Annotated in this window: 15 protein-coding genes; 7 read left to right on the top strand and 8 right to left on the bottom strand. The window is 70.9% G+C overall.

All coding sequences use genetic code 11. The features are described 5' to 3' along the window. Window positions 1-3: 3 nt before the first annotated feature. Complete coding sequence (locus tag RT2_RS17890) at window positions 4-465, top strand: pyridoxamine 5'-phosphate oxidase family protein (protein ID WP_072846150.1); 462 nt, start codon at window positions 4-6, stop codon at window positions 463-465. On the opposite strand, the gene RT2_RS17885 is transcribed toward RT2_RS17890, so the two are convergent. The 3 genes from RT2_RS17885 to RT2_RS17875 form a co-directional block, all read right to left on the bottom strand. Further along, window positions 455-1,375, bottom strand: a complete 921-nt coding sequence (locus tag RT2_RS17885; RefSeq protein ID WP_072846215.1) for a cation diffusion facilitator family transporter — start codon at window positions 1,373-1,375, stop codon at window positions 455-457. The genes RT2_RS17890 and RT2_RS17885 overlap by 11 nt on opposite strands. 126 nt (window positions 1,376-1,501) lie before the next feature. Continuing rightward, window positions 1,502-2,596 (bottom strand): FUSC family protein, encoded by a 1,095-nt coding sequence (locus RT2_RS17880; RefSeq protein ID WP_245709305.1) that lies wholly within the window; start codon window positions 2,594-2,596, stop codon window positions 1,502-1,504. Window positions 2,597-2,644: 48 nt separating this feature from the next. Next, the gene (locus RT2_RS17875; RefSeq protein ID WP_072846214.1) at window positions 2,645-3,061 is read right to left on the bottom strand and encodes a DUF3151 domain-containing protein; all 417 of its coding nucleotides are present in this window, start codon (window positions 3,059-3,061) and stop codon (window positions 2,645-2,647) included. Between the two features lie 83 nt (window positions 3,062-3,144). Here RT2_RS17875 and RT2_RS17870 point away from each other — a divergent pair, with 83 nt between their 5' ends. Further along, the gene (locus tag RT2_RS17870) at window positions 3,145-3,996 is read left to right on the top strand and encodes an Rv0361 family membrane protein (RefSeq protein ID WP_139191185.1); all 852 of its coding nucleotides are present in this window, start codon (window positions 3,145-3,147) and stop codon (window positions 3,994-3,996) included. A 112-nt stretch (window positions 3,997-4,108) separates the two neighbouring features. Here the strand turns inward: RT2_RS17870 and fbaA are convergent, their stop codons facing one another. Beyond that, the gene (gene fbaA / locus RT2_RS17865; protein ID WP_092776065.1) at window positions 4,109-5,161 is read right to left on the bottom strand and encodes a class II fructose-bisphosphate aldolase; all 1,053 of its coding nucleotides are present in this window, start codon (window positions 5,159-5,161) and stop codon (window positions 4,109-4,111) included. Window positions 5,162-5,317: 156 nt separating this feature from the next. Here fbaA and RT2_RS17860 point away from each other — a divergent pair, with 156 nt between their 5' ends. From RT2_RS17860 to RT2_RS17850, 3 genes are all read left to right on the top strand, one after another. Further along, window positions 5,318-6,079, top strand: a complete 762-nt coding sequence (locus RT2_RS17860; RefSeq protein WP_072846147.1) for a VTT domain-containing protein — start codon at window positions 5,318-5,320, stop codon at window positions 6,077-6,079. 140 nt (window positions 6,080-6,219) lie between these two features. Then, window positions 6,220-6,822, top strand: a complete 603-nt coding sequence (locus RT2_RS17855) for a DedA family protein (protein WP_072846212.1) — start codon at window positions 6,220-6,222, stop codon at window positions 6,820-6,822. Window positions 6,823-6,879: 57 nt separating this feature from the next. Beyond that, window positions 6,880-8,715 (top strand): glycoside hydrolase family 15 protein, encoded by a 1,836-nt coding sequence (locus RT2_RS17850; RefSeq protein WP_072846146.1) that lies wholly within the window; start codon window positions 6,880-6,882, stop codon window positions 8,713-8,715. 21 nt (window positions 8,716-8,736) lie between these two features. Here the strand turns inward: RT2_RS17850 and RT2_RS17845 are convergent, their stop codons facing one another. From RT2_RS17845 to RT2_RS17835, 3 genes are read right to left on the bottom strand one after another with little or no spacing between them, the layout of a single operon-like run. Continuing rightward, complete coding sequence (locus RT2_RS17845) at window positions 8,737-9,936, bottom strand: glycoside hydrolase family 76 protein (protein WP_072846145.1); 1,200 nt, start codon at window positions 9,934-9,936, stop codon at window positions 8,737-8,739. Window positions 9,937-9,970: 34 nt separating this feature from the next. Continuing rightward, window positions 9,971-10,633 carry a TrmH family RNA methyltransferase gene (locus RT2_RS17840; protein WP_072846144.1) on the bottom strand — a complete coding sequence of 221 codons (663 nt, stop codon included), beginning with the start codon at window positions 10,631-10,633 and terminating at the stop codon, window positions 9,971-9,973. Window positions 10,634-10,649: 16 nt separating this feature from the next. Next, window positions 10,650-11,252, bottom strand: a complete 603-nt coding sequence (locus tag RT2_RS17835; RefSeq protein WP_169888433.1) for a DUF6636 domain-containing protein — start codon at window positions 11,250-11,252, stop codon at window positions 10,650-10,652. Window positions 11,253-11,560: 308 nt separating this feature from the next. On the opposite strand from RT2_RS17835, the gene RT2_RS17830 reads away from it, so the two are divergent. Continuing rightward, window positions 11,561-12,007 carry a DUF3592 domain-containing protein gene (locus tag RT2_RS17830; protein WP_072846211.1) on the top strand — a complete coding sequence of 149 codons (447 nt, stop codon included), beginning with the start codon at window positions 11,561-11,563 and terminating at the stop codon, window positions 12,005-12,007. Between the two features lie 18 nt (window positions 12,008-12,025). Here the strand turns inward: RT2_RS17830 and RT2_RS17825 are convergent, their stop codons facing one another. Next, complete coding sequence (locus RT2_RS17825) at window positions 12,026-12,733, bottom strand: lysoplasmalogenase family protein (RefSeq protein WP_072846142.1); 708 nt, start codon at window positions 12,731-12,733, stop codon at window positions 12,026-12,028. Window positions 12,734-12,857: 124 nt separating this feature from the next. Between RT2_RS17825 and RT2_RS17820 the strand changes: the two genes are divergently transcribed. After that, entirely contained in the window at window positions 12,858-13,460 is a 603-nt protein-coding gene (locus RT2_RS17820; RefSeq protein ID WP_072846141.1) for a phosphoribosylanthranilate isomerase, read from the top strand. Window positions 13,461-13,496 lie beyond the last annotated feature (36 nt).

Genomic DNA, 13,496 nt, shown 5'->3' with positions numbered 1-13,496 from the left:
CCGATGACCACCTGGCAGCAGTTCAGCGCAGAGGCCCCCGTTCTGGCCGCGGCGATCCGGGCCCGGCTCGAGGCGAACAAACACCACGTCCTGGCCACCCTCAGGACCGACGGCGCGCCCCGCGTCAGCGGCACCGAGGTGGAGATGTTCGAGGGACTTCTGGTGCTCGGCTCCATGCCGGGCGCCCGCAAGGTGCTCGACCTGCGGCGCGATCCGCGTTACGCGCTGCACTCCAATCCGGGCGACGCCACCATGTCCGGCGGCGACGCGAAGATCTCTGGCCGGGCACGCGAACTGCTCGGGGCCGAGAAGAGCAAGATCATCGACGCCTACCCGAACGACCCCGGCGACGCGGAGATCTTCGAGTTGGCCGTCGAGGAGGCGGTGCTCACCACCGTGGAGGAGGACAAGCTGCACGTCGACCTCTGGCGGCCGGGCGCCGGGGTCACCCGCTTCACCAGGTGAGGTCCTCCTTGCAGCGCGAGCCCTCGCTGCTGGACTCCACCTGCACGGTGGCGTGGCCGAGGCCGTGTCCGTCGAGCACCACCTTGGCCGCGCCGAGCACCCCCACGGCCCCGGCCTCACAGGTCAGGTGCACGGTGGCGACATCCATCCCGGTCGTGAGGGTCCACACGTGCAGGTCGTGCACGTCCTGGACCCCCGGCAGGGCAAGCAGGTCTGCCCGCACCGCGTCGACGTCGACGTTGGCGGGCGAGGCCTGGGTGAGGATGCGCAGCGCCGCCCCCGCGAGCTTGACCGCACGCGGCACCACCCACAGGGAGATCAGCACGCCCACCACGATGTCGGCGTAGGCCCAGTTGAACGCCATCACCAGGGCGCCGGCGATGAGCACCCCGACGCTGCCGACCGCGTCGGCGAGCACCTCGAGGTAGGCGCCGCGGACCGCAAGGCTGTCCTTCGCGTCGGCGCGCAGCAGCAGCATGACCACGATGTTCGCCGCCAGACCGGCGGCAGCAGTCAGCATCAGGGGCAGGCCCGGAACGTCCGGAGCGTCCCCGATCCGGCCGATCGCCTCGTACATCACCCACGCCGCGACCCCGAGCAGCAGTACCGCATTGGCCATCGCCGTGAGCACCTCGGCGCGATGCCAGCCGAAGGTCCGGGCGGCGGCTTTGGAACCCTGACTGGCCAGCAGCAGCGCCACCAGGCCCATCGACATCCCCACCACGTCGGTGAGCATGTGGCCGGCGTCCGCGAGCAGCGCCAGAGAGTTGATGGCGAGCCCGACGGCCACCTCGAGTCCCAGGAACGCCAGCAGGATGCCGAGGGCGATCACCATCCGGCTGATCCGCGACCGCGACGGCCCGACCGCGGTCGGCGCACCACCGTGACTGTGACCGTGCCCCACACCCATGACTGCCTCCTTCACGCGGGTAACCCGCCGCCGACTCGCGACCATCATATGCACACATTCGCATATGTCGAAACCGGAGGCAGCCCGGGTGTACCCCTGAGGCAGTCGGGAAGCGATCCGGGCAGGTCACAACTCCGGCGGATACGCGGGATGGGGCACGGTCGGCGGCAGCGTTGCGATGGCCGAGATCCGGCTCAGGCCCGCGACCTGGAGCAGGTCGACGATCAGCGACCGGATCTGGGCGAACACCACGGTCGCCGAGATGCCCGCGCCCTTCACCATCTCCGGCTTCGCCGCGGCGGCCACCGACCGCAACACCCGGGCCGCCTCCGCCCGGTCCGGCTGCTGGCCCGGGTCGGCGAGCGCCATCCGGCGCAGCACGTCCACGGCATGCGCGAGCCGTTCGATCTCGTCCACCAGCCGGGGGTCGAGGATCTCGTCGTCCTGGACCAGCGTGAGCGACCGCCGGGCCAGCACCCGGATGTTGCGCATCGCATTGTCGATCGGGTCGGCGGCAGCGCTGAGCCGTTCGAGCCGGGGCCGCGAACGCCAGTACATCGGGGAGACGAGGCTGACCTCCTGGCCCCCGACGATCTGCGCGCGCAGCCCGTCGATCTGGGCCTGCGTGCCGCGGGCCTTGCGCAGCGCCGCCACGATCGGTTCCGGGTCGTTCGCGATCAGACCGTCCGCGACCATCTGCAGGACCTCGGCGGCCGTGCCGAGAATGCCGGCGGCACTCTGCCTGGCGCGGAGCACGGGGTGGCTCGGGACGAAGGCCACGACGAGAACCCCGACCATCCCGCCGATCAGCGCGTCGATCATCCGGTCGGGACCACCGCCCACGTCCGGCGGGATGAGCGTCGCCACCAGGACGGCAGAGGTGGCGGCCTGCATCGGGATGATCGGTCCGCCGTCCACGAAGATCGCGGTGGCCATGGCCAGCGCCACGACGAGCATGATCTGCCAGGCGCCACTGCCGATCTGGGAGATCAGCAGGTCGCCGACGCCGATACCGACGGCGACACCCGCCACCAACTCCATCGACCTCCGCAGCCGCGCACCGATCGACAGTCCCAACGAGATGACCGCGGCCATCGGCGCGAAGAACGGATTCGGGTGGTGGAGAAGGTCATTGGCGACCCACCAGGCCAGCCCGGCAGCAATCGCACACTGCAGGACCGGGAACAGGGAGGCGCGAAGTCGCGTCGTGGAGACCTTCAATCGCCTCCGGCCGCGCTCCGTGATACGAAGCCGGCGGGCCGCCACCGGCTAGCCGAGACCCAGTGCTTCCGCGGCCCGCGGGTCGCAGTCCTCGAGCAGGTCGAGGCAGCGGGCGTGCTCGTCGGACTCACCGATCTGCTGGGCGGCCTTCGCCAGCACCGCGACGCAGCGGAGGAATCCGCGGTTCGGCTCGTGGCTGTACGGGACGGGGCCGAAGCCCTTCCATCCGTTGCGCCGCAACTGGTCCAGGCCCCGGTGGTAGCCGGTGCGGGCGAACGCGTAGGCGGTGATCGTCTCGCCCCCGTCCAGGGCCGCCTCCGCCAGGTAAGCCCAGGCGATCGAGGCCGTCGGGTGCTCTGCGGCCACCTGCTTGGGGTCGGCATGGTTGAGCAGTTCCGACTCCGCGTCCTCGTCTCCGGGAAGGAGGGTGGGCTGCGGGCCGAGCAAATCACCGAAAGAGGTCATGGCGACCATTGTGCCCCGGCGGCCCCATGCTCGATAGGCTGCCCACACCAGGACACGGATCGACGATTGAAAGGGTGCACCACGTGCCGGACCCCAAGACGCCTGACCCCACGCTCTCGGACTCCCCGACTGCGGACGCGTCGGGCCCGGATGCCTCGACAGCGGCATCGGCCGACGCCGACAGCGCGACGGTCCGGCTGGAACGGCCTGCCCCCGAGCAGACGCGGTCCGAGCCGTCTGCGGCCGAGAAGTCGGCGGCCCCAGCGACGGCGGCCCCGGCGACTGAAACTGCGGAGACGGCGCCGGGAAACCCCGCACCGGACAACTCGACGCCCACCACCGTCATCCCGCACGCGACGCGGGCCGCGCCCGTCCGGGTGGGGCCGGGTCGCCCCGCGCCAACCCGGGTCCAGCCCCCGGCCGCAGGCGCGCAGGAGGTTCCCGCGGCACCCGCGGCGAACGTCCCGGCCGCCGCGCCGCGGCCGGCGAGGATCCCCGCGACCGAGCCCGCCCCGACCGGCCGTCGACGGTGGCCGCTGCTCGTGGCGGTCGTCGCGGTGGTGGCCCTGGCCGTCGGTGCGGGGGCGTACCTGCTGTCCGGCCGCAGCGCCGACAACACGCAGTCCCAGGTCGAGGACGCCATCCACACCTTCACCGGCGCGATCGCGGCGGGCGACCTGACCACGCTGCGCGCCTCGACGTGCGGCGAGCTGGGCGGCTACTACCAGCGGATCCACGACGCGCAGTTCGCCCAGGTGTACAAGGCCTCGACGGATCAGGGTTCGATTCCGGTGATCGACAGCGTCGACGCGGTCTCCGTCACCGACGGCACCGCCATCGCGCAGGTGACGGTCCACACCGCGGCCGCCCCGAACGACCGATCCGCGCGTTCATTCACCCTGCAGCAGGACGGCGAGGTCTGGAAGGTCTGCTGACCCGGGCACAAACGACGAACCCCTCGGGCAACTCGGGCTCAACGAAAAAAGTGCAGTTGTCGACGCATCGGCCGAGTGGCCGCGTCGACAACTGCACTTTCGTCGGGTCGAACTAGCCGGCGGAGACGGAACGTCCCGCGGACTTGAGGTCGTTGCAGGCCTCGATGACGCGAGCGGTCATGCCGGCCTCGGCCTTCTTGAGGTAGCTGCGCGGGTCGTAGACCTTCTTGTTGCCGACCTCGCCGTCGATCTTCAGGACGCCGTCGTAGTTGGAGAACAGGTGTCCGGCGATCGGGCGGGTGAACGCGTACTGGGTGTCGGTGTCGACGTTCATCTTGACAACGCCGAAGTTCAGCGAGTCCTCGATCTCCGACTTCAGCGAGCCCGAGCCGCCATGGAAGACGAAGTCGAACGGCTGCGATCCTGCGATCAGGCCGAGCTTCGCCGCGGCGACCCGCTGGCCCTCCTCGAGCACTGCGGGCTTGAGCTTGACGTTGCCCGGCTTGTAGACGCCGTGCACGTTGCCGAAGGTGGCGGCCAGCAGGTACTTGCCGTTCTCGCCGACGCCGAGGGCGTCGACGGTCTTCTCGAAGTCCTCGCTGGAGGTGTACAGCTTGTCGTTGATCTCGGCCTCGACGCCGTCCTCCTCGCCGCCGACGACGCCGATCTCCACCTCGAGGATGATGTTCGCGGCCGCCGAGAGCTTGAGCAGCTCCTTGGCGATCTCCAGGTTCTCGTCGATCGGGATGGCGGAGCCGTCCCACATGTGCGACTGGAACAGCGGGTTCTGGCCGGCGTTGACGCGCTCCTGCGAGATGGCCAGCAGCGGGCGGACGAAGCCGTCCAGCTTGTCCTTCGGGCAGTGGTCGGTGTGCAGCGCGATGGTCACGTCGTACTTCGCGGCGATGACGTGCGCGAACTCGGCGAGCGCGACGGCGCCGGTCACCATGTCCTTGACGCCGAGGCCGGAGCCGAACTCCGCGCCGCCGGTCGAGAACTGGATGATGCCGTCACTGCCGGCGTCCGCGAAGCCCTTGATCGCGGCGTTGATCGTCTCGGAGGAGGTGCAGTTGATGGCAGGGAAGGCAAAGGAGTGCTCCTTGGCCCGACCGAGCATTTCGGCGTAGACCTCGGGAGTTGCGATCGGCACGGAACTGACCTCCATAAAGCGAGTCGGTGGGGGTGGCACCGATCGTGTCGGTGCTCCGGTTGGGTACATGCAGTATGGCAACCCGGACGCCGATAGTCTCCTCTGCGTCCGCTGACCAGGCCCGCGGCCACTGACCAGGCTTGATTCCGCCTGTCAAGGCGACGGGCTCAGATGCACTCAGCGGACCCCGGTACTCTGGGCCGCGTGATTGTGCAGGCGGCATCAGAGTCCGTGACCACGAATCTGGCGCTGCTGCCCGGATTCCTCGACCCCGTCAACATGTTGAACTCGTTCGGCACGTGGGTCCTTGCGGGCCTGCTGCTGGTGGTGTTCATCGAGTCGGGCCTGTTGTTCCCGCTGCTGCCTGGTGATTCGCTGCTGTTCACGGCGGGTCTCATCGCGGCGTCGAAGTCGACGGAGATCGAGCCGTTCGCACCGCTGTGGGTGCTCATGGTGACGATCCCGATCGCCGCGATCCTCGGCGACCAGGTCGGCTACTTCATCGGGGCAAAGGGCGGCTCCGCCCTCTTCAAGTCGAACGATTCGAAGATCTTCAAGAAGGCCTACCTCGACGAGTCGCACGCCTTCTTCGACAAGCACGGCCCCGCCACCATCTTCCTGGCCCGCTTCGTGCCGATCGTGCGCACCTTCGCCCCGCTGGTGGCCGGTGCGGCGAAGATGAAGTACTCGGTGTTCCTCACCTACAACGTCGTCGGCGGCATCGTGTGGGGTGCCGGCGTCACGCTGCTCGGCTACTTCCTCGGCCAGATCACGTTCATCCAGGAGAACGTCGACATCATCTTCATCCTCATCGTGTTCGTCTCGGTGATCCCGATCATGCTGGAGGTCGGCAAGCGGTTCCTGGCCTCCCGCAAGGCCGGTGGCGTGGCGCCCGAATCCGCCGCCGCGCCCCAAGACGAGCGCACGCCCTGATCGCATGATGCTCGAAGTTCTGTGACGGGCGCCGCCCTCATGACCGGCCCAGTCCCCACGCCGACCTCGGCTCCGACACCGGACTCAACTCAGTGACACTTGCCGCAGGCGTCTTCGGACCGCTCGAGACGGCGGGGCCGATGCTGGTGTGGCTGATCGTCGTCACCTTCGTGTTTCTCGAGTGCGCGTTCATTGTCGGGTTGTTCCTCCCCGGCGACTCGATGCTCCTGACGGCGGGCATCGTGCTCGCCGGACACGCCTCGGGCGCCGTCCACGTGTGGGCGCTGGCCGCCGGCGCCGCGATCGCCGCGATCGCCGGGAACCAGGTCGGGTACGCGATCGGGCACCGAACCGGTCATCGACTGGTCGCGCGCCGCGGCGGCAAGTACGTCACCACCGAGCACCTGCACAAGGTGAACACGCTGTTGGACCGGCACGGGTTCTGGTCGGTGCTGGTCGCCCGCTGGATCCCGTGGGTGCGCACGCTCTGCCCGATGGTCGCGGGCGCGGCCCGGATGAACCACCGCACGTACACCGTGGCGAGCACCCTCGGCGCCCTCGCCTGGGCCCCGGTGCTGCTGCTGCTCGGGTTCTACGCGGGTGGCTTCCTGCACCGGGTCCCGTGGCTGATGCCCGCCGTGCTCGGTGTCCTGATCACGCTGCTGGTGGTGGGCACGATCATCGGGATTCGGCAGTACCGGCAGGAGATGGCGCGCCCCGCCGAGGACTACACCGTCGACTGACGGGCGGGGCCTGGGTAGAGTCGTCCTCCCCGACTGCAGGGAAGGACGGCCGACGCGATGTCCGACTTCCCGCCGATCGCGGACTACGCCTTCCTCTCTGACTGCGAGACTTCCGCGCTGATCGCCCCGGACGGCAGCGTGGAGTGGCTGTGCCTGCCGCGGCCCGACGCCCCGAGCGTGTTCGGCGCGCTCCTGGACCGGAGGGCCGGCTACTTCCGGCTGGCGCCCGCCGGCCTCACCGTGCCCTCCCAGCGCCGCTACCTGCCGGGGACGCTGGTGCTCGAGACCACCTGGTGCACCCCCACCGGCACCCTGGTGGTGCGCGACGCCATGGCGATGGCGCCGTACCGGGGTGGCGGGCGGATGGAGCACTACCGGCGGCCGCCGTCCGGCTTCGTGGCGCTGGGCTGCCTCGTGCGCACCGTGGTCTGCCTGGAAGGGACCGTCGAGCTCACCACGAACTGCCTTCCGCTGTTCGACTACGGCCGCACGCCCGGTTCGTGGCGGTACTCCGCCGACGGCTACGGGTCCGCGCGCGCCGCCGCCGCCGGTTCGACGGTTGCGCTGACGCTGACCACCAGCCTGAGCCTCGGCCTCGGCGGCGCCCGCGCCGGCGGCCGGGTCGACATGGACGCCGGCGACACCGCCTTCGTGGCGCTGTCCTGGGGAGACTGGACACCGGCCGACTACGACGTGGCGGCCGGGCAGGTCAGTGACACCGAGCGGTTCTTCCTGCGCTGGCTGCGGCACACCCGGTTGCCCGACCACAGGTGGCGCCCGCACCTCGAGCGCAGCGCCCTCACGCTCAAGGGACTGACCTACGCGCCGACCGGCTCCATCATGGCCGCCGCGACCACCTCGCTGCCGGAAACGCCCGGCGGCGAGCGCAACTGGGACTACCGCTTCACCTGGATCCGGGACTCGACGTTCATCCTTCGGGCCCTGTTCGAGCTCGGCCACGAGTGGGAGGCGTTCGAGTACTTCGCCTTCCTCGTCGACACCGTCGCGTCCGGTCCGTTGCAGATCATGTACGGCCTCGACGCCGAACGAGAGCTCACCGAGCACACCCTCGACCACCTCGGCGGCTACGACGGTGCCCGGCCGGTGCGGATCGGAAACGGCGCCTGGGACCAGCAGCAGCACGACATGTGGGGCATGACCGTCGACTCCATCGCCACCCACGTGAAACATGCCAGCCAGCTCGGTCCCCCGGCCTGGACCCTGGTGACGAACCTGGTCGCGGGTGCGCTGGCGGTGTGGCGCGAACCCGACCGCGGCATCTGGGAGATCCGTGGCGAGCCGCAGCATTTCACCGCGTCGAAGGCGATGTGCTGGGTCGCGGTCGATCGGGGGGCGACGCTCGCCGCCGGCCGCGGCGACGCGGACCTGGCGCGCCGGTGGCGCGAACAGGCCGACGAGATCCACGCCGACGTGTGCGCGCACGGCGTCGACGCCCGCGGGGTGTTCGTGCAGAGCTACGGCTCCACCTCGCTCGACGCGGCCGTGCTGCTGCTGCCGATCATGGGGTTCCTGCCCCCGGACGACGCGCGGGTGCGGGCCACGGTGAACGCGATCGCCGACGAACTGACCGCCGACGGTCTGGTGCTGCGCTACCGGACCGCCGAGACCGACGACGGGCTCAGCGGCGCCGAGGGCGCCTTCGTGACCTGCTCGTTCTGGCTGGTGACGACGCTGTCGATGATCGGCGAGGACGAGCGTGCGAGCGCGCTGTGCGAACGGCTGCTGTCGCTGGCCAGCCCGCTCGGGCTGTACGCCGAGGAGATCGACGCGGCCACCGGTCGGCACCAGGGAAACTTCCCGCAGGCCTTCACCCACCTCGCCCTGATCGACGCGGTGACCCGGGTGATCAAGGCGGAGTCGACCCCGACCTGACCGGCCCGCTCGACGTTCCGGTCAGCGTCCGAACGCCCCGGCCGCGACGTGCGCGGCCTCCATCAGCATCCAGCCGCCGAGCTGCACCGAGAAGTCCCGCTCCGCGATGTCCGAGGACCGGACGGTCCCGCCGGTGAAGGTCGCGATGCCGCCGCCGAGCCCCGGCATCTGCGCGGGCTTCGCCCAGTCGTGGCCGAACAGCGGCAACCCCTCCACCTGCAGCCGGTTGTCCCAGGCCGCGTCGGCCGAGTCCAGCACGATCGCCCCGGCCGTCCGGCGAGCCCGCAGGTCGGCGGCATCGTCGCCGGGCAGGTCGGCGGCGACCAACGCCAGGTACCGGGCCAGGATGCCGTCGAACAGTCCGCCGTCGCCGCCCCCGCCCCCGGAGATGACGCCGTCCACGGTCAGGTTCCGGTCGACGGCGGCGACCAGCGCGTGCACCCGCTCCCGGTGGCGCGGATTGCCCACCCGCACGGCGAGTTCCGTCTCCAGCCCGAGCACCACACCCTGGCAGTAGCTGTAGATCGCGCGGTCGAGTTCCTGCCGCTCCGCACCCGGCTCGAGGTTCGGCGTCCGCCGCCGTCCGCTGAGCAGCGCCTGGGCCGCCAGATCGACGCCGCTCGCCCGGATCCCGGTCCGGACGCCGTCGAAGATCAGGCCGGTTGCCGGGTCCCGCAGGGTGGCGTCGATCCAGTCGGACATCGCCTGCGCGCGCCAGAGCCGACCGGTCCGGGCGAGCATGATCGCCGCCGGACCGTTGGCCGGGGTGTTGTAGAAGTTCGACCTCTTGCACCAGGGGATGCCGCCGCCGCGTTCCGGCGCCCAGGAGTCGAAGACCTCGGACTCGAGCGCCTGGATCGGGATCCGGTAGTCGACGTGCTGGAGTCGCTGCGCGCGTTCGAGCGAGATGCCGAGCCAGGCCATGTCGTCGTAGTAGCTGTTGGTCCAGCCGGTCAGGTTCCGGATCCGGTGGGCCCGGGCGGTTTTCGCGATCCTGCGGCGCCGCTTCGCGGTCGGTTCCCGCTCGGCCGCGTCGATCATGCAGTCGAGCAGGTGCGCCTGCCACCAGTAGTGCCAGGTCAGGAAGAGTCGTTCCTTACGTACCGCAGGCCAGGCCACCACGCCGAGCGCGGTCCCCGGCAGCGCCCACAGCCGCCGGACGTGTCGGGAGACCATCGCCTCCTCGGCGGCGTCCGCCCTGCTCGACCACTCGTCCCCCATGACAACAGATCCTGCCTACTCGCGCGCCGATTGGCTACCAGGACTGTCCCAGGTCCGCATGCTGGCGGATCCAGGCGTGCATGGCGATCCCCGCCGCGACCCCCGCATTGATGCTGCGGGTCGAGCCGAACTGCGCGATGGAGACGGTCATCGCGGCCGACCGCTTCGCGTGCTCGGTCACCCCCGGCCCCTCCTGGCCGAAGAGCAGGACGCACCCGCGCGGCAGGTTGGCCGTCTCGATCGGCACCGAGCCCGGGGTGTTGTCGACGGCGACCACCACCAGGTCCTCCCGCGCGGCGAACTCGAACAGTTCGGCGGCGTCGGGGTGGTGGACGATGTGCTGGTATCGGTCGGTGACCATGGCGCCCCGGCGGTTCCAGCGCCGACGGCCGACGATGTGCACGGCGGCGGCCGCGAAGGCGTTGGCGGTACGGACCACGGTGCCGATGTTCGCGTCGTGCCCGAAGTTCTCGATCGCGACGTGGAAGGGATGTCGCCGGCTGTCGATGTCCGCGACGATGGCCTCGCGCGTCCAGTACCGGTAGGCGTCGACGACATTGCGCCGGTCCCCCAACGCCAGCAGTTCCGGGTCGTAGCGCGGGTCGGTCGGTTCGGGCTCGTCGTGCTCGACCGCCCACGGCCCCACCCCGTGCGGGTGTTCCCCCCACTCGGTGGGTCCGGGCTCGTGTTCGGTCATGTCGTGGTGCCCGCTCTCAGAAGACTTCGTTGGACGCCGCGGCGATCCGGAAGCCGTGGCCGGTGTCGTCCTTGCGGCAGGTCACGCCCGCCGCCTCGGACGTGCAGGTGTACCCGAACGAGCTGACCTTCTGCCCCGCGGCCAGCGGGGCGCCGGGGGCATCGGTCGCGGTGAGGTAGATCGGCCCGCCCGCACACATGAAGGCGCCGCGGCCGTCGCCGGTGATGCGAATGCCGTTGCCCCAGCCGATCATGCAGTCGTCCGGACGCGGCGGCACCGGGGTGGTGGTGCCCTGGCATCCGGCTTCCACTCGCGAGGCCAGCTCGACGATGCCGCACTGGAATCGGCCGTCGGCCGAGGAGAAGTAGACGGCCTCGTTCCGGACGAACTCGACGGTCGCCAGCGTGGTGGGCCCGGCAGTGGTCGTGGCGGTCGGCGGCGCCGGAGTGGTGGTTGTGGTGACCGCGGCGGTGGTGGCCGGTGCCGGTGTCGTCGTCTCCACCGCCGTGGTCGTGTCGGCGGACGGCGCCGCCTGCTCCGCGGTGGACGTCCCGCAGGCCGCGGCGGTAGTCGCCACCACGGCGGCAATCACAACCGGCCACACTCGACGTGAACCCACGCGCACACCCCTTCAACCGTCGGCAATGGCAACGCCGTCCCGACGCTGCCGTCACAAACGACCCTAGTGCCTCGTGCCCGAGGTCCATTGATGGGTGCCGGGGATCCACGTGGATGCATCGCAAGGCGGAGGAGTCCCAGCTAGCGGGGTTCTACCCGGGACTTCGACAACGCGGCGAGGCGCCTCGTGGGCCCCGGCAACCGCAAGAAGACTTCGGGCGCGGGGCACTGGTGGCCCGGCGATCGCGGGACGAAGCCGTGCAGGTCGCCGGGCACCGTCGCGCCTATCCTGGACGGAGGAGGACTGTGATGTTCCATGATCGCATCGTCCGCACCGTGCTCGCCATCACGGCCGGCTACGTGATCGTCCTGGCGGTCTGGCTGGGCTGGCTGATCCAGTACACCGAGGAGGGCACCGCGCCCTATCAGGTCGGCGGACTGCTCGCGGCGTACGGGGCGACGCTCGGGCTGGGGATGATGTGGGCGAACCGACCCACCCACGCGGACCGCAAGCTGCTCAAGCGCGGGATGGAGGGCTGGGCCACGGTCGAGAGCGCCCAGCGCCTGGCCGAGACCCCCGACCACGGCCAGCTCACCGCGCTGAAACTGCGACTGGTGGTGCCGGGCGAGGAGAGCTACACCGGTCGGGTGGTCTACGAGGTCGCCGAGGAGGACCGCGAACGCTTCGCCCCCGGGGCGACGGTCACCATCCGGGTCGACCCCAAGAACCGAGACCGGATCATCTTGTGCCCCTGAGAACTTCCCGCCGAGACGTCAGTTCCCGCCGCGCCGCGAGGCGCCGAGGGCGAGCATGCCCTCGACCAGCAGTACCTGGGCGGCGGCGTAGCTGGCCAGGATCACGCCCTCTGCCGCGCGGCGACCGCCCTCGCCGCGAACGAACAAGCGCCGCACCACGATCAGCGCGTCCGACCCGGTGAACAGCATGCCGCCGAGGGCGAGCCAACTGCGGCGGTCCGCGTTCGGCAGTGCGGTGCCGGCGACCACCGTCGCGCCGGGCGCGAGCGCCGGGTCCGCCGACAGCGTCGAGGTGGTGCCCAGCACGGCGCCGTACGCGGTGAGCGGGGTGGACACCGTCCGTGCCCGGGACCGCAGCACGCCGGCCGCACCCAGCCAGCCAGCCAGCCGCGGCACCAGCGCGGGGGCCGTCGGGCGGGCGCCGTGGCGGGCCAGCAGCGTGGAGTAGCCGGCCTGCATCACCGCGAACGAGGAGGCGCCGCGCACCAACCGGGCGTCGTCGTCGGGCTCGATCATGAACACGTCGCCGACGGTGGCGGCCGCGAGCCCCGCCAGCAGCAGCCCGGCGTCGGCGGCGTCCACGTCCGCGCGGCGGCGCAGCACCCGGACCGCCAGCGCGGGCGCCATCAGGGGCTTGGCCACCTGCTGGAGCCGCTCGTTTCCGATGACGGCACCGACAACCGTCGCCGTCGTGGCGCCCAGGAACACCGCGTGCTCGAGCTTCATGCCGTCAACCTCCGTGTGTGTGCCGTCTCGTGTGCGGGGTGAGCGTAACGGCTGCCGTGGCCGGACCGGCCCGATGCACCGAATATCCTGGAACCGAACGCCCACCGGGAGGACCTCGAGTTTCATGACTTTCATCAAGATGTGCGGACTGCGCGACGAGGCCACCGTGGACCTGGCCGTGCGCCTGGGTGTCGACGCGGTCGGGTTGGTGCTGGCCCGCAGCCCGCGGCAGGTGACCGCGGAGCACGCGGCGCGACTGCGGGCCCGCGTCCCCGACGGCACCCTCGCCGTCGGCGTGTACGTCGGCATCGGCCTCGACGAGATCGTCGAGACGGCCCGGGTGGCGGGACTGGGCACCGTGCAGGTGCACGACCTGCGGTCCGCGGCGGACGTGGCGATGCTGCACGACGCGGGCCTGAAGGTGGTGCGGGCGTTGAACACCGGGAGCGCGACCGACCTGGACTCGGACCTCGGCGAGGACCTGCTGCTGGTGGACGGCGCGGTCGCGGGCGCGGGCGTCACCTGGGACTGGCAGGACCGCAGCGCGCTGCCCACCCGGCGCTGGGTGCTGGCCGGCGGGCTGACGCCGGCCAACGTGGCGCGGGCGGTGGCATCGAGCGGCGCCTGGGGCGTCGACGTGTCGAGCGGCATCGAGTCGAGCCGCGGCGTCAAGGACCCCGCGCTGATGACGGCGTTCGCCGAGGCCGTCCGCTCCCCTCAGGGCTGACCGGTCAGCGGCGTTGCGCCCGCCGGTACCGGCGGG

Origin of the sequence: Rhodococcus tukisamuensis NBRC 100609, assembly GCF_001894985.1 — a bacterium.
GTDB classification, from domain to species: Bacteria; Actinomycetota; Actinomycetes; order Mycobacteriales; family Mycobacteriaceae; genus Rhodococcus_G; species Rhodococcus_G tukisamuensis.
The sequence above is the reverse complement of the archived record's forward strand: the minus strand, read 5'-3'. Positions and strand labels throughout refer to the sequence as shown.

What these genes read in the sequence shown, in the direction of transcription:
- RT2_RS17860 (WP_072846147.1), top strand. Translation starts at nt 5,318, where the DNA reads ATGCACTCAGCGGACCCCGGTACTCTGGGCCGCGTGATTGTGCAGGCG.
- RT2_RS17885 (WP_072846215.1), bottom strand. Translation starts at nt 1,375, where the DNA reads ATGGGTGTGGGGCACGGTCACAGTCACGGTGGTGCGCCGACCGCGGTC.
- RT2_RS17855 (WP_072846212.1), top strand. Translation starts at nt 6,220, where the DNA reads ATGCTGGTGTGGCTGATCGTCGTCACCTTCGTGTTTCTCGAGTGCGCG.
- RT2_RS17845 (WP_072846145.1), bottom strand. Translation starts at nt 9,936, where the DNA reads ATGGGGGACGAGTGGTCGAGCAGGGCGGACGCCGCCGAGGAGGCGATG.
- RT2_RS17840 (WP_072846144.1), bottom strand. Translation starts at nt 10,633, where the DNA reads ATGACCGAACACGAGCCCGGACCCACCGAGTGGGGGGAACACCCGCAC.
- RT2_RS17825 (WP_072846142.1), bottom strand. Translation starts at nt 12,733, where the DNA reads ATGAAGCTCGAGCACGCGGTGTTCCTGGGCGCCACGACGGCGACGGTT.
- fbaA (WP_092776065.1), bottom strand. Translation starts at nt 5,161, where the DNA reads ATGGAGGTCAGTTCCGTGCCGATCGCAACTCCCGAGGTCTACGCCGAA.
- RT2_RS17875 (WP_072846214.1), bottom strand. Translation starts at nt 3,061, where the DNA reads ATGACCTCTTTCGGTGATTTGCTCGGCCCGCAGCCCACCCTCCTTCCC.
- RT2_RS17850 (WP_072846146.1), top strand. Translation starts at nt 6,880, where the DNA reads ATGTCCGACTTCCCGCCGATCGCGGACTACGCCTTCCTCTCTGACTGC.
- RT2_RS17830 (WP_072846211.1), top strand. Translation starts at nt 11,561, where the DNA reads ATGTTCCATGATCGCATCGTCCGCACCGTGCTCGCCATCACGGCCGGC.
- RT2_RS17820 (WP_072846141.1), top strand. Translation starts at nt 12,858, where the DNA reads ATGACTTTCATCAAGATGTGCGGACTGCGCGACGAGGCCACCGTGGAC.
- RT2_RS17890 (WP_072846150.1), top strand. Translation starts at nt 4, where the DNA reads ATGACCACCTGGCAGCAGTTCAGCGCAGAGGCCCCCGTTCTGGCCGCG.